The organism is Pseudogracilibacillus sp. ICA-222130, assembly GCF_037892545.1.
Classification (GTDB): Bacteria; Bacillota; Bacilli; order Bacillales; family Amphibacillaceae; genus Pseudogracilibacillus.
Map to the genome: position 1 here is coordinate 1 of NZ_JBBKBG010000030.1, position 12661 is coordinate 12661.

Genomic DNA, 12661 nt, shown 5'->3' on the forward strand with positions numbered 1-12661 from the left:
AACTAACTAAAACATTTCCGACTAAGAAGGAAGCAAAACTTTGGGCTTTAGAAATGGAATTAGCGAAAGGAGAAGGAAAAGAACTTGCTCACAGAACAACAACATTTGCGGACTTCTTCGAAAATTGGATATATCTTGTAAAGGTTAATGACGTTAAAGAAACGACATTTCAAAATTATGTTCGTACTTTAGGAGTTATTAGAAATTTATTTCAGGATATCCAATTAAAAGATTTAAATGATATTGTTGTTCAGAAAAAGATAGATGAGTATGCCAAGACACATTCACGAAAAACAACACATGAGGTTCTTCTTAAAATTAAAACATCTTTACGTGATGCATATGCTCGTGGCTATATTGCAAATGATTTTGCTCGTTTAGTAAAAACACGTGGAGAGAATCCACCTAAACGTAATAAAGCATTATCTATCACCGATTTAGAAAACTTCGTAATTACGTTTTACAGCATCCAGAAGACGAATTTAACTTGCTTGTATTACTTGCATTAGAAACGGGGATGCGACGTGGAGAACTGTTAGCAATACGCCCAGAGAGTATTTATGAATACGGAATAAGGGTTAGACATTCGATTAGTCCTACTTCTGATGATACTTCATTAAAAACACAAAATGCAAAACGTGATGTTTCTATTAACAAAGAGGTATATGAACTAATTCGTAAAATTCCTGTTAAAGAGAATGGTTATATTTTCAGCTTTGGCGGTTTTAAACAGTCGGAACAATTAGCAGAGTTACTGAAGAAATTAGATATTAAGAAAACAACGTTTCACGGTTTAAGAGACACTCACGCATCATTTTTATTTTCTCAAGACATAGATATTGCTTATGTATCAAAGCGATTAGGTCACATTAATATTCAAACCACACAGAATTATTATCTGGAATTAATGCCAGAAAAAAAGCATCAGCAAGATGCCGATGCTTTAAATCTGTTAAGTGCTTTATAAGGTTCAAGTTGATTTGAACCAACTTGAACCAAAAAAGCTCTGTAAACACTGATATATCAATGTTTCTATTAACGTTTTGAGAACTGTGGTGCACGACGAGCGCCTTTAAGACCGTATTTCTTACGTTCTTTCATACGAGAGTCGCGAGTTAAGAATCCTTCAGACTTTAATGTCTTACGGTAATCAGGATCTACCTCTAATAAAGCACGAGCTACTCCGTGACGGATTGCTCCAGCTTGACCAGTAAATCCACCGCCTTGAACGTTAACTAAAACGTCATACGATCCTTCTGTTTCTGTAGCAACTAAAGGTTGCTTCACAATTAAAAGTTGAGTTTCATATGGGAAATAATCTTCCGCATTATGTTTGTTTACGATCACTTTACCAGATCCCGGTACTAAACGTACACGTGCTGTAGACGTTTTGCGGCGACCTGTTCCATAGTATTGTACTTGAGCCAATGGTTTAACCTCCCTTTATTATCCCTTTAATACGTATTCTTCTGGTTTTTGTGCTGCATGGTTATGTTCAGCTCCACGGTAAACGTGTAATTTCTTGAACATTTTACGTCCTAAAGATCCTTTTGGTAACATACCTCTGATTGCAATTTCAATCATTTTTTCTGGATCTTTTGTTACCATGTCATATGCATTACGCTCTGTTAATCCACCTGGATGACCAGAGTGACGGTAATACATTTTGTCGTTTAATTTGTTTCCAGTTAATTGAATCTTCTCTGCATTTACGATAATTACGTTATCACCAGTATCAACATGTGGTGTATATGTTGGCTTATGCTTTCCGCGTAAGATTGAAGCAATTTCAGAAGCTAAACGTCCTAAAGTTTCGCCTTCTGCGTCAACTACATACCACTTACGTTCTACAGTGTTATCATTTGCCATAAAAGTAGTTCGCATTGTTTTCCCTCCAAATTGTTTCCTCATTCATATTCATCTATATTCACACAATTAGTTTCCGGGGCTAATTATGGATTAGAAATAATTTACCAATGACCATCATACACTAAAAACCCTATATTTGTCAATGTTTTATACTAATTATTTTCATATTTTACATGCCATAAATAGAGCCCTTCTGGAGGGGCCGTTTTCCCTGCAAATGTACGATCTTTTGCAGCAAACATTTGTTCAATATCTTCTTCTGTCGTCTTCCCACTACCAACTTCTAACAACACTCCAACGATAATACGCACCATATTATATAAAAAACCATTCCCGCGTAATATAAATGTAATTTCGCCATTATTTTCTTCACAACGAACTTCGTATAGCGTTCGCACTTTACTTCCTTTTACCGTAGATCTTGCGGAACAAAAAGATGTAAAATCATGTGTGCCCTCAAACAGCTTACAAGCCTGTTGTATTTTCTTTATTTGTAATGGATATGGATAGTAATACGTATAATTTCGTTTAAAAACATCCCGCTCTTTCTTATTTAAAACGATATAACGATACTCTTTTTCCACGGCATCAAATTGTGCATGAAAATTGGTCGCCACTTCCTCTACATGAACGACAAATAGATCATTTGGCAAAAGCGCATTTAATGCTTTTTTCCAGTTTTCTGACGGCATTTGCAACGTTGTGTCAAAATGTGCTACTTGCCCTTTTGCATGGACACCACTATCGGTCCTTCCAGAAGGATAAAGCCGAACTGGATTGCCTTTATGCATCTTTGATAAAGCTTTTTCCATTTCAGCTTGGACGGTTCGTTTATTCGGTTGTATTTGGGAGCCCGAAAAGTTCGTTCCATCATAACTAAATGTACATTTTATTTTCTGCATGCCATGTACCTTCCTTTACTGTCGCACAAAAAAGAGTGCTACAATGACGAATGTAAATAAAGTAAAACTAATATAATCACGCTTTTCATACGCTAATTCTCGTAATTTCGTTCGACCTTCTCCACCTTGATACCCTCTAGCCTCCATTGCCATAGCAAGCTCCTCAGCTCGTTTAAAAGCACTGACGAACAATGGAACTAACAACGGAATAATGGCCTTTAAACGTTCTTTAAATGGCCCTGTACGAAAATCTACCCCTCGTGAAGCTTGTGCTTTAGAGATTTTATCTGTTTCCTGCATTAATGTTGGAATAAACCGCAAAGAAATAGACATCATTAATGCAAGCTCATGTACAGGAAATTTCACTTTATTTAATGGTTGTAATAAACTCTCGATTGCGTCTGTTATTTCTATTGGGGTCGTTGTTAATGTCAAAAGCGACGTCATTAAAACAAGTAACAAAAATCGTAATGAAATAACAAGTCCTTGAATCACTCCACCTAAGTGAATTTTTATTGCCATAAACTCATATAAAACAGGTCCTGTTTTCGTTAAAAACACGTGTAATAAGAAGGTAAAAACGATTAAAAACCAAATTGGTAATAAACCTTTTATAATAAAACGAAAAGGAATCCGTGTCATTAAAATGACAAATAAAACAAATACCGTTAACAGTGTGTAACTATATGTATTGTTTGCGAAAAAAACAAAAATGACGTAAAAGAAAATAATGATCATTTTTGTACGTGGATCTAATTTATGAATAAATGAATTTCCTGGTACATATTGTCCGATAATCATCGAATTACCCATTGAACATAAATCTCCTTATTTTAAGACAGATACAATCTTTTCCGCCATTGCATCTATCGAATCGTTAGTAAGTGGAAAGCTTGTCCCAAATTGTTCGTTAAATTTTTGGATGAATTGAATAGATTCAGGGACTTGTAGATGTACTTTTTCAATTGCTTCTTTCTGTACAAAAATTTCTTCTGGTTTTCCCTCCATATATAGTTCACCTTGATTTAATATAATAATATAATCAGCATATTTTAACGCATCTTCCATACTGTGTGTAACGAGAATCGTTGTAGCGTTTTCTGCTTGGTGAATATCGTAGAACATATCCATCATTTCTTTTTGTCCTTTTGGATCAAGTCCAGCAGTCGGTTCATCTAGGACATATACTTTCGGTCTTGTTGCAAGCACCCCTGCAATTGCGACACGGCGCATTTGCCCTCCACTTAATTCAAATGGGGAGCGTGTTAATAGCGCATCATCTAAGCCAACTAATGGGGTCACTTGTTTCATACGTTCTTTTACATCTGTTTCTGACACCCCAAAGTTCATCGGGCCAAACGCAATATCCTTTTCTACTGTTTCTTCAAATAATTGATGCTCTGGATATTGGAAGACAACACCGACCTCACTACGTAACTTCTTCATTTCCTTTTCTTTTTCATCTTTTGACAATGTATAAGGGCCAATTGATACTTTCCCTTTTGTCGGGCGGATGAGTCCGTTTAAATGTTGAATCAATGTTGATTTTCCAGAACCTGTATGTCCGATAATTGCTGTAAATGATTTTTCTTTTATACGAAATGAAACATCATTTAATGCTTTATGTGCAAACGGCGTATTTTCTTGATACACGTATGTTACATGTTCGAATGATATATCCATAGTTCCTCCATCATTTCCTTCATAGTTAATGGGGCCTTTTCTAAATAGATATCTTTCTCCTTCAATTTCTCATATAGTTGCGAAATGAAGGGGATATCTAAGCCAATATGTTGTAATGCCTTTCCATGATTCAATACATGGCGTGGGGTGCCTTCTTCCCAAATTTGCCCTTTATTTAATACAATTACACGATCTGTTTGGATGACCTCGTGTAAATCATGTGTAATCGTAATGAGTGATAATTGCTCTTTTTCTTGGAGATGTTTTATCGTCTCCATTATTTCCATGCGTCCTAGTGGGTCTAACATAACGGTCGCTTCATCCAATATCAGTACTTGTGGTGAGACTGCAATAACACCTGCAATAGCAACACGTTGCTTTTGACCTCCTGATAATCGATGTGGCTCTGTCAAACGGGAATCTGTCATATTAACTGCTTCCAACGATGAAGCGATACGTTCGACCATAAGTTCACGTTCGAAACCACGATTTTCCATTCCAAAAGCAACATCATCTTGCACAGTAGCACCGACAAATTGGTTGTCGGGATTTTGAAAGACCATCCCTACTTCCTTACGAATATCCCAAATGGACTCCTCTGTTAAAGCAATGCCATTTACGAATATTTCCCCTTCTTGAGGAAATAAAAGACCATTCATTAGTTTAGCAATAGTCGATTTCCCAGAACCGTTATGACCAATAATAGCAACAGATTCATTATCGTAAATCGTAAAAGATACATCCTTTAACACCCACGGTCCGTCTTGCTCATATTTAAATGATACATTTTTAAATTGTACTACTTGATTCATTTTCCGATGCCTCCATGGGCTTTTTTCTTCTTTCATTATACATGATTCATAGTGAAAATGTGTACGAATAGTATAACACATGATGAAAAGGTGAAGATTAACCTATAAGGGGCGTAGCGAGGATAGATCGTTTTACCTGAAGAAGATGATGTAGATAAACAAAAAAGGGCCTGGTTCATTCTCTATAAAAGAGAATTTCCCTGCCCTTCCTATTATTTATACTAACTCGATGATAGCGATGTTTGCACCGTCACCACGACGAGGACCTACTTTAAGAACACGAGTATATCCACCTTGTCTATCCTCATAGCGTTCTGCAAGCTCCCCGAAAAGCTTATCTAATACAGTTTCAACTGCATCTCTTTCTTCTTTATCAAGCTTTTTGTTCGCATCAATTAATTCACCATCAAGTACTTTCTTTTTGTATAAGAATTGAGCTGCTTGACGACGAGCGTGTAAATCTCCACGCTTACCTAATGTAATCATTTTATCAACAGTAGATCTTAACTCTTTTGCTTTCGCTTCCGTTGTTTCTACTCGTTCGTGAACGATTACGTCTGTTGTTAAATTTCGTAATAAAGCCATACGAGTTTCTGTACTACGACCTAACTTTCTTGCCATGAGTATCCCTCCTTTTCACTACATGACGATTTGTAATTATTCGTCATTGCGTAAACCTAAATCTAATTCAGCTAGCTTGTTTTTCACTTCATCTAGTGATTTACGACCTAAATTACGCACTTTCATCATATCTTCTTCTGACTTTGTCGTTAATTCTTGAACTGTATTAATTCCCGCACGTTTTAAACAGTTATATGAACGAACAGATAAGTCTAGTTCTTCAATAGTCATTTCAAGAACTTTTTCTTTTTGATCCTCTTCTTTTTCGACCATTATTTCAGCTTTTTGTGCATCATCCGTTAATCCAACAAAAATGTTTAGATGTTCTGTGAAGACTTTAGCCCCTAAAGAAACAGCCTCTTCTGGACGGATGCTACCATTCGTCCAAACATCAAACGTTAATTTATCATAGTCGGTAATTTGCCCTACACGCGTGTTTTCTACTTGATAAGAAACACGAGAGACAGGAGTGAAAATTGAATCGATTGGAATGACACCAATCGGTTGATTTTCAGTTTTATTCTCTTCAGCAGGACGATAACCACGACCACGTTCTGCTGTAAGTTTCATATACAATTTACCAGTACCATTTAATGTTGCAATAGGAAGTTCAGGATTTAAAACTTCTACATCACTGTCATATGTTAAATCAGCGGCTGTAATAACACCCTCACCTTGAACATCCAGTTCAAGAACTTTTACTTCTTCCGAGTAAATTTTGAGTGCTAATTTCTTTAAGTTTAAAATAATCGTCGTTACATCTTCGACCACACCATCAATCGTTGAAAACTCATGTAGGGCACCATCGATTTGAACAGATGTAACTGCGGCACCTGGAAGTGAGGATAAAAGGATACGGCGTAAAGAGTTACCTAACGTAGTACCATATCCTCTTTCAAGTGGTTCTACTACGAATTTACCGAATGTAGCATCATCACTAATTTCCACCAGTTCTATATTTGGTTTCTCGATCTCAATCATTCCATTAAGCCCTCCTTTAAAACTAACGCCTAACCTTATAAATGGTTAATCATTATACCTTTTTGTCTTGATCCGTACCTTAAAAATATAAAGAGTGATTGTTTTGTTGAAATCAACAAAACAAAGCATTCTTTATAACATTATTGACAGAGTAAACAATTCTAAACGGTAAATTATACGCGACGTCGTTTTGGTGGGCGACATCCGTTATGTGGTACAGGTGTTACATCACGGATAGCAATAATATCTAATCCTGCAGCTTGCAGAGAACGGATTGCTGCTTCACGACCAGCACCTGGTCCTTTAACAGATACTTCTAAGTTTTTCATGTTTGCTTCTAAAGCAGATTTTGCTGCTGTTTCAGCTGCCATTTGTGCTGCAAAAGGAGTTGATTTACGAGAACCTTTAAACCCAAGCGCTCCAGCTGAACTCCATCCTAATACGTTACCTTGTTGGTCTGAAATGGTAACAACCGTGTTGTTAAACGTAGAATGGATGTGCGCAATACCTGATTCGACATTCTTTTTCACACGACGTTTACGTGGTGCATTTGTTTTACGAGCCATATTATTCGGTTACCTCCTTTATTAGTCTTTCTTCCCAGCGATCGCAACACGTGGTCCTTTACGTGTACGAGCATTATTCTTCGTATTTTGACCTCTAACTGGAAGTTTACGACGGTGTCTAACTCCACGGTAAGATCCAATTTCTGTTAAACGTTTAATGTTTAAAGAAACTTCACGACGTAAATCCCCTTCTGTTGTGTAACTATCTACTGCTTGACGAATTTTTGTTAATTCTTCTTCAGTTAAGTCACGAACACGAGTGTTTTCAGAAACTCCTGCTTCAGCTAAAATAGCTTGTGCACTTGTTTTACCGATACCATAAATAGATGTTAATCCAATGACAACTCGTTTATCTCTTGGGATATCAATACCTGCAATACGTGCCATACGTCCATTCACCTCCAAAAGGATTATCCTTGTTTTTGCTTATGTTTAGGGTTTTCACAAATAACCATTACTTTCCCTTTACGTCTAATAATTTTGCACTTTTCACAAATTGGTTTTACTGATGCTCTTACTTTCATCTTATTTACCTCCTTCGATATCGGAGCTTACTTACTATTTGTAACGGTAAGTAATTCGACCTTTCGTTAAATCGTAAGGTGATAACTCTACTGTTACTTTATCTCCTGGTAAGATGCGGATGAAATGCATACGGATTTTACCTGAAACATGTGCAAGCACCGTATGTCCGTTTTCAAGCTCTACATTGAACATTGCGTTCGGCAATGTTTCGGTAACAACACCTTCAACTTCAATTACATCGTCTTTAGACATCGTTTCTGTCTCCCCTCTCTAAATCAGCCACAACTTCACTTGCGTATTTCGCTATAGCAAATCGCAACTTTCCGTTGGAGACACGATTAGTCTCCAAAAGACTTTTTCTCACTTCGCTTGAAATATATGGTGTTTCTTCAAAGTGATGAATATTTTTCTTCTTAGGTCGATCGTACTTCCGTTTGTCACCATCTGCAAGTAAAACAAATCCATCATTGATATGTTTTATAACGATAGCGAACCGACCTGCCTCTCGACCTCGCGTTATTCGAACAATCTGTCCTAATTGTGGAACATTATGATCCTCTGACAAAGCGTTCACCTACACTTATGTTTATATTAAGAAAGCTTTTCAACAATATCTGCAAAAACTTTATCAATATCCTGATCACCATCTACAGTAATTAATACACCTTTAGACTCGTAGTAATCAAGTAACGGTTTCTGTTGTTCAATATTCACTGCTAAGCGCTTTTGAACTGTTTCTTCCGTATCATCTTCACGTTGTATAAGTGCCGCACCGTCTTTATTACAGACCCCTTCTTGTTCCGGAGGATTATAGATTACATGATATGTTGCACCACAAGTTGGGCAAACACGTCTTCCTGTTAATCGTTCTAAAAGTTTATCAACAGGAACATCTACATGAATAACATAATCTATTTTCTTACTTAATTTATTCGTAATCTCATCCAGTGCTTCCGCCTGAGGAATCGTTCTTGGAAAACCGTCTAATAAAAATCCTGTATCACAGTCTTTCATTGCTAAACGTTCTTCTACAATACCGTTCGTTACCTCATCTGGAACTAATGCACCTTCATCCATATATTTCTTTGCCTGTTTACCAAGTTCTGTCTGCTCTTTAATTGCTAAACGGAACATATCTCCAGTTGAAATATGTGGAATATGATATTTTTCCTTAATCTGTTCTGCTTGCGTACCTTTTCCGGCACCAGGAAGTCCCATTAAAATTAAATGCACTTTCTTCGCCTCACTCTCACGTTTCACGTATTAAAAGGTTTAACGAATAAACCCTTTGTAATGACGTTTAACTAATTGTCCTTCTAATTGTTTCATCGTTTGTAGTGCTACACCAACAACGATTAGCAAACTCGTTCCACCAATCTGTACTGCTTGCGGAAGATTCGCTAAACCACCTAATAAAATAGGCATAACAGACACAGTTGCTAAGAAGATAGATCCAACAAATGTTAAACGATACATAACCCGTGTTAAATACGTTTCAGTGTTCTGACCTGGACGAATGCCTGGTATATATCCACCTTGTTTTTGTAAGTTTTCTGCCATTTGCTCAGGATTTACTTGAACAAATGTGTAGAAGTAAGTAAAAGCAATAATTAGAGCGACATATAATATCATTCCAATCGGTTGCGTATAATCAAATACCATTTCGATATATGATGCAGCCTTACTTCCTTCAAAGAAACTTGCAACTGTTCTAGGTGCTACGATAAATGCGATAGCAAAAATAACTGGAATAACACCTGCTGCGTTAACCTTTAATGGTAAATGTGTAGAGTGTCCACCAACTGGTGATCTATTTACTAAACGTTGTGCATATTGAATTGGAATTTTACGCTCTGCTTGTTGGATATAAATAACCCCAACAATAACAGCGATAATAACAAGTACAATTAAGGCAACAATAACAATATTAATAAACAAATCGTCTCCAGGGTTCATGAAGTATTGGCCATAAAGCTGTTTTACTCCATTTGGCACAGCTGCTACAATCCCCGCAAAAATGATAATTGAAATACCATTTCCAACGCCATGCGCTGTAATTTGTTCCCCTAACCACATTAAGAACGCCGTTCCACTAGTTAAAACAATCGCAATTACTAAGATTTTTACGAAGCTTGGATCTGTAATAAGAAGACCACCAGCCATTGCGTTAAATCCAATAGACATTGCAATTCCTTGAACAAATGCTAACACAATTGTTCCATAGCGTGTAACTTGCGCAATCTTTTTACGACCCATTTCACCTTGACTTTTCCATTCAGTAAACTTTGGAACAACATCCATCTGTAATAACTGCATAATAATAGATGCAGTGATATATGGCATAATTCCCATAGCTAAAATAGAAAAGTTCTGTAAAGCTCCTCCACCAAACGTATTTAGAAATCCGAATACGTTTTGTTGGTTCATAAAGTTGATTGCTTCTTTATTTGTATATGGCACAGGAATGAAGGTTCCTATACGGAAAACAACGAGCATTAGTAAAGTAAAGACAACCTTCTTCCTAATGTCTTCTACACGCATGATGTTTGAGATTGTACGAAACATTAAATCACCTCGATTTTTCCGCCTGCTGCCTCAATTGCTTCTTTAGCTGCATTAGAAAATTTATGAGCTTTAATAGTTAGTTTCTTTTCAAGAGTTCCGTTTCCTAAAACTTTTACTCCAGCTTTTAAGTTACTTACAACACCTGTTTCAATTAATAATTCAGGTGTCACTTCTGTATTATCTTCAAAACGATTGAATGCGTCTAAGTTTACAATAGCAAACTCTTTACGGTTGATGTTCGTGAAACCACGTTTTGGTAAACGTTGGAATAAAGGTGTTTGACCACCCTCGAAACCTAAACGAACGCCACCGCCTGTACGAGCGTTTTGACCTTTATGTCCTTTTCCAGAAGTCTTTCCGAATCCTGAACCCATTCCACGTCCTAAACGTTTACGAGCTTTTCGACTTCCTTCATTTGACTTTAACTCATGAAGTTTCATTGTCGCGCCTCCTTTATACGTTACTAATTACAGTTCTTTCACTGATACTAAATGAGATACTGTGTTGATCATTCCTCTAATTGCAGCTGAATCATCTTTTGTAACAGTATCGTTAACTTTTTTCAGTCCTAACGCTTGAACTGTTTTAACTTGGTTTTCTTTACGACCAATTACACTACGGTTGAGGGTAATTTCTAATTGTTTAGACATTGTGTTTCCCTCCTTATCCTAATAACTCTTCAACAGATTTCCCACGTAATTTCGCAACGTCTTCTGCAGTCTTTAAGTTTTCTAATCCATTAATCGTTGCGCGAATCATATTAACTGGATTATTTGAACCTAATGACTTCGTTAAAATATCACCGATTCCTGCTAATTCTAATACCGCACGAACAGGTCCACCAGAGATAACTCCTGTACCTTCTGTAGCAGGTTTCATTAATACGTTACCAGATCCAAAACGTCCGTTAATTTCATGTGGAATTGTTGTACCAACGATAGGTACTTCGATTAAATTCTTTTGTGCGTCTTCGATAGCCTTCTTAATCGCCTCAGGTACTTCAAGTGCTTTACCAGTACCGAAACCTACGCGACCATTTTTGTCTCCTACTACTACAACAGCAGCGAAACGAAAACGACGACCACCTTTTACAACTTTTGCTACTCTTCGAATCGTAACAACACGTTCTTCTAATTCATTTTTGTTAGTGTCAGCTTTGTTATTCAACGTATAGGTCCCTCCTTCTTATTAAAAGTCTAAGCCAGCTTCACGAGCTGCTTCAGCTAAAGCTTTTACTCGTCCATGATAAATATATCCACCACGGTCAAATACTACTTCTTTATGTCCTTTTTCAATCGCACGTTCAGCGATAAGCTTTCCTACTTGTTCAGCTGCTTCAACATTACTAGTTGAATCAAGGTTTAATCCTTTATCTTGTGTACTCGCGCTAACTAATGTAACACCTTGTTCATCATCGATTAACTGAGCGTACATATTTTTGTTAGAACGGAATACGTTTAAACGAGGACGTTCTGCAGTACCAGAGATTTTCTTACGAACACGTCCATGAATTCTTTTACGAATTGCGTTTTTGCTAGGTTTTGTGATCATGTAATTGCCACTCCTTTCAACCTAAGTAGTCTATTACTTAGCAGTCTTACCTTCTTTACGACGTACATATTCGTTTTTGTAACGAATACCTTTTCCTTTATATGGTTCAGGTGAGCGGATAGCGCGAATGTTTGCTGCCACTGCACCAACACGTTCTTTATCAATACCTTTAACGATGATTTCAGTGTTTTTAGGTACTTCAAATTCCATGTTCTCTTCTACTTCTATTTCAACAGGGTGTGAGTAACCAGCGTTGATTACTAATTTATTACCTTGCATTTGTGCACGATAACCTACCCCGATAATTTCAAGTTCTTTTTGGAAACCTTTCGATACACCTTCCACCATGTTCGCAATTAAACTACGTGAAGTTCCGTGTAATGAACGGTTCTCTTTTTCGTCGTTTGGACGTGCTACAGTAATTTCGTTTCCTTCCACGTTAACTTCCATTACTGAGCTGATTGTTCTAGTTAATTCACCTTTAGGACCTTTTACTGTAACCGTGTTGTTATCATCCACGTTTACTTCCACGCCTGCAGGGATCTCGATTACTTTTAAACCGATTCGTGACATTCTATTCCACCTC

Annotated in this window: 22 protein-coding genes; 2 read left to right on the top strand and 20 right to left on the bottom strand. The window is 37.0% G+C overall.

Annotation, left to right across the window (positions count from 1 at the left end; genetic code table 11):
- Window positions 1-509, top strand: a 509-nt coding sequence (locus tag WKT09_RS10975) for a phage integrase SAM-like domain-containing protein (RefSeq protein WP_340416065.1), incomplete at its 5' end; no start/stop codon positions are given.
- Complete coding sequence (locus WKT09_RS10980) at window positions 488-967, top strand: site-specific integrase (RefSeq protein WP_340416066.1); 480 nt, start codon at window positions 488-490, stop codon at window positions 965-967. The genes WKT09_RS10975 and WKT09_RS10980, both read left to right, overlap by 22 nt.
- A 68-nt stretch (window positions 968-1035) precedes the next feature.
- Here the strand turns inward: WKT09_RS10980 and rpsI are convergent, their stop codons facing one another.
- From rpsI to rplF, 20 genes are all read right to left on the bottom strand, one after another.
- Window positions 1036-1428, bottom strand: a complete 393-nt coding sequence (rpsI, locus tag WKT09_RS10985) for a 30S ribosomal protein S9 (protein WP_340416067.1) — start codon at window positions 1426-1428, stop codon at window positions 1036-1038.
- 18 nt (window positions 1429-1446) lie between these two features.
- Window positions 1447-1884 carry a 50S ribosomal protein L13 gene (gene rplM / locus WKT09_RS10990; protein ID WP_336267120.1) on the bottom strand — a complete coding sequence of 146 codons (438 nt, stop codon included), beginning with the start codon at window positions 1882-1884 and terminating at the stop codon, window positions 1447-1449.
- Window positions 1885-2021: 137 nt separating this feature from the next.
- Window positions 2022-2771, bottom strand: a complete 750-nt coding sequence (truA, locus tag WKT09_RS10995; RefSeq protein WP_340416068.1) for a tRNA pseudouridine(38-40) synthase TruA — start codon at window positions 2769-2771, stop codon at window positions 2022-2024.
- 15 nt (window positions 2772-2786) lie between these two features.
- Window positions 2787-3584 (bottom strand): energy-coupling factor transporter transmembrane component T family protein, encoded by a 798-nt coding sequence (locus WKT09_RS11000; RefSeq protein ID WP_340416069.1) that lies wholly within the window; start codon window positions 3582-3584, stop codon window positions 2787-2789.
- 15 nt (window positions 3585-3599) lie between these two features.
- Complete coding sequence (locus tag WKT09_RS11005) at window positions 3600-4454, bottom strand: energy-coupling factor ABC transporter ATP-binding protein (protein ID WP_340416070.1); 855 nt, start codon at window positions 4452-4454, stop codon at window positions 3600-3602.
- A complete protein-coding gene (locus WKT09_RS11010; protein WP_340416071.1) occupies window positions 4430-5266 on the bottom strand; it encodes an energy-coupling factor ABC transporter ATP-binding protein in 837 nt (278 codons plus the stop codon). The genes WKT09_RS11005 and WKT09_RS11010 overlap by 25 nt, the downstream gene beginning before the upstream one ends.
- Window positions 5267-5482: 216 nt before the next feature.
- Entirely contained in the window at window positions 5483-5887 is a 405-nt protein-coding gene (gene rplQ / locus WKT09_RS11015) for a 50S ribosomal protein L17 (RefSeq protein WP_340416072.1), read from the bottom strand.
- A gap of 36 nt (window positions 5888-5923) precedes the next feature.
- Window positions 5924-6868 (bottom strand): DNA-directed RNA polymerase subunit alpha, encoded by a 945-nt coding sequence (locus tag WKT09_RS11020; RefSeq protein WP_340416073.1) that lies wholly within the window; start codon window positions 6866-6868, stop codon window positions 5924-5926.
- A 173-nt stretch (window positions 6869-7041) separates the two neighbouring features.
- Entirely contained in the window at window positions 7042-7434 is a 393-nt protein-coding gene (gene rpsK / locus WKT09_RS11025) for a 30S ribosomal protein S11 (RefSeq protein WP_340416074.1), read from the bottom strand.
- Between the two features lie 21 nt (window positions 7435-7455).
- A complete protein-coding gene (rpsM, locus tag WKT09_RS11030; RefSeq protein ID WP_336267128.1) occupies window positions 7456-7821 on the bottom strand; it encodes a 30S ribosomal protein S13 in 366 nt (121 codons plus the stop codon).
- Between the two features lie 23 nt (window positions 7822-7844).
- Window positions 7845-7958 (bottom strand): 50S ribosomal protein L36, encoded by a 114-nt coding sequence (rpmJ, locus tag WKT09_RS11035; protein WP_110396535.1) that lies wholly within the window; start codon window positions 7956-7958, stop codon window positions 7845-7847.
- 34 nt (window positions 7959-7992) lie between these two features.
- The gene (gene infA, locus WKT09_RS11040) at window positions 7993-8211 is read right to left on the bottom strand and encodes a translation initiation factor IF-1 (protein WP_336267129.1); all 219 of its coding nucleotides are present in this window, start codon (window positions 8209-8211) and stop codon (window positions 7993-7995) included.
- Window positions 8204-8524, bottom strand: coding sequence for a KOW domain-containing RNA-binding protein (locus tag WKT09_RS11045; RefSeq protein WP_340416075.1), 321 nt, complete (start codon window positions 8522-8524; stop codon window positions 8204-8206). The genes infA and WKT09_RS11045 overlap by 8 nt, the downstream gene beginning before the upstream one ends.
- A 26-nt stretch (window positions 8525-8550) precedes the next feature.
- Entirely contained in the window at window positions 8551-9192 is a 642-nt protein-coding gene (locus WKT09_RS11050) for an adenylate kinase (protein WP_340416076.1), read from the bottom strand.
- A 39-nt stretch (window positions 9193-9231) separates the two neighbouring features.
- Window positions 9232-10524 carry a preprotein translocase subunit SecY gene (gene secY / locus WKT09_RS11055; protein WP_340416077.1) on the bottom strand — a complete coding sequence of 431 codons (1293 nt, stop codon included), beginning with the start codon at window positions 10522-10524 and terminating at the stop codon, window positions 9232-9234.
- The gene (rplO, locus tag WKT09_RS11060; RefSeq protein ID WP_340416078.1) at window positions 10524-10964 is read right to left on the bottom strand and encodes a 50S ribosomal protein L15; all 441 of its coding nucleotides are present in this window, start codon (window positions 10962-10964) and stop codon (window positions 10524-10526) included. Before rplO ends, secY begins: the two co-directional genes overlap by 1 nt.
- 27 nt (window positions 10965-10991) lie before the next feature.
- The gene (gene rpmD, locus WKT09_RS11065) at window positions 10992-11174 is read right to left on the bottom strand and encodes a 50S ribosomal protein L30 (RefSeq protein ID WP_340416079.1); all 183 of its coding nucleotides are present in this window, start codon (window positions 11172-11174) and stop codon (window positions 10992-10994) included.
- Window positions 11175-11187: 13 nt separating this feature from the next.
- Window positions 11188-11691 (bottom strand): 30S ribosomal protein S5, encoded by a 504-nt coding sequence (gene rpsE / locus WKT09_RS11070; RefSeq protein WP_340416080.1) that lies wholly within the window; start codon window positions 11689-11691, stop codon window positions 11188-11190.
- 21 nt (window positions 11692-11712) lie between these two features.
- Window positions 11713-12075 (bottom strand): 50S ribosomal protein L18, encoded by a 363-nt coding sequence (rplR, locus tag WKT09_RS11075; protein ID WP_336267136.1) that lies wholly within the window; start codon window positions 12073-12075, stop codon window positions 11713-11715.
- A 33-nt stretch (window positions 12076-12108) separates the two neighbouring features.
- Window positions 12109-12648, bottom strand: a complete 540-nt coding sequence (rplF, locus tag WKT09_RS11080) for a 50S ribosomal protein L6 (RefSeq protein ID WP_340416081.1) — start codon at window positions 12646-12648, stop codon at window positions 12109-12111.
- Window positions 12649-12661 lie beyond the last annotated feature (13 nt).

What these genes read in the sequence shown, in the direction of transcription:
- rpmD (WP_340416079.1), bottom strand. Translation starts at nt 11,174, where the DNA reads ATGTCTAAACAATTAGAAATTACCCTCAACCGTAGTGTAATTGGTCGT.
- rplF (WP_340416081.1), bottom strand. Translation starts at nt 12,648, where the DNA reads ATGTCACGAATCGGTTTAAAAGTAATCGAGATCCCTGCAGGCGTGGAA.
- WKT09_RS11020 (WP_340416073.1), bottom strand. Translation starts at nt 6,868, where the DNA reads ATGATTGAGATCGAGAAACCAAATATAGAACTGGTGGAAATTAGTGAT.
- rplQ (WP_340416072.1), bottom strand. Translation starts at nt 5,887, where the DNA reads ATGGCAAGAAAGTTAGGTCGTAGTACAGAAACTCGTATGGCTTTATTA.
- rplR (WP_336267136.1), bottom strand. Translation starts at nt 12,075, where the DNA reads ATGATCACAAAACCTAGCAAAAACGCAATTCGTAAAAGAATTCATGGA.
- rpsM (WP_336267128.1), bottom strand. Translation starts at nt 7,821, where the DNA reads ATGGCACGTATTGCAGGTATTGATATCCCAAGAGATAAACGAGTTGTC.
- secY (WP_340416077.1), bottom strand. Translation starts at nt 10,524, where the DNA reads ATGTTTCGTACAATCTCAAACATCATGCGTGTAGAAGACATTAGGAAG.
- rplM (WP_336267120.1), bottom strand. Translation starts at nt 1,884, where the DNA reads ATGCGAACTACTTTTATGGCAAATGATAACACTGTAGAACGTAAGTGG.
- WKT09_RS11005 (WP_340416070.1), bottom strand. Translation starts at nt 4,454, where the DNA reads ATGGATATATCATTCGAACATGTAACATACGTGTATCAAGAAAATACG.
- WKT09_RS11010 (WP_340416071.1), bottom strand. Translation starts at nt 5,266, where the DNA reads ATGAATCAAGTAGTACAATTTAAAAATGTATCATTTAAATATGAGCAA.
- rplO (WP_340416078.1), bottom strand. Translation starts at nt 10,964, where the DNA reads ATGAAACTTCATGAGTTAAAGTCAAATGAAGGAAGTCGAAAAGCTCGT.
- infA (WP_336267129.1), bottom strand. Translation starts at nt 8,211, where the DNA reads ATGTCTAAAGACGATGTAATTGAAGTTGAAGGTGTTGTTACCGAAACA.
- truA (WP_340416068.1), bottom strand. Translation starts at nt 2,771, where the DNA reads ATGCAGAAAATAAAATGTACATTTAGTTATGATGGAACGAACTTTTCG.
- rpmJ (WP_110396535.1), bottom strand. Translation starts at nt 7,958, where the DNA reads ATGAAAGTAAGAGCATCAGTAAAACCAATTTGTGAAAAGTGCAAAATT.
- WKT09_RS11000 (WP_340416069.1), bottom strand. Translation starts at nt 3,584, where the DNA reads ATGGGTAATTCGATGATTATCGGACAATATGTACCAGGAAATTCATTT.
- rpsK (WP_340416074.1), bottom strand. Translation starts at nt 7,434, where the DNA reads ATGGCTCGTAAAACAAATGCACCACGTAAACGTCGTGTGAAAAAGAAT.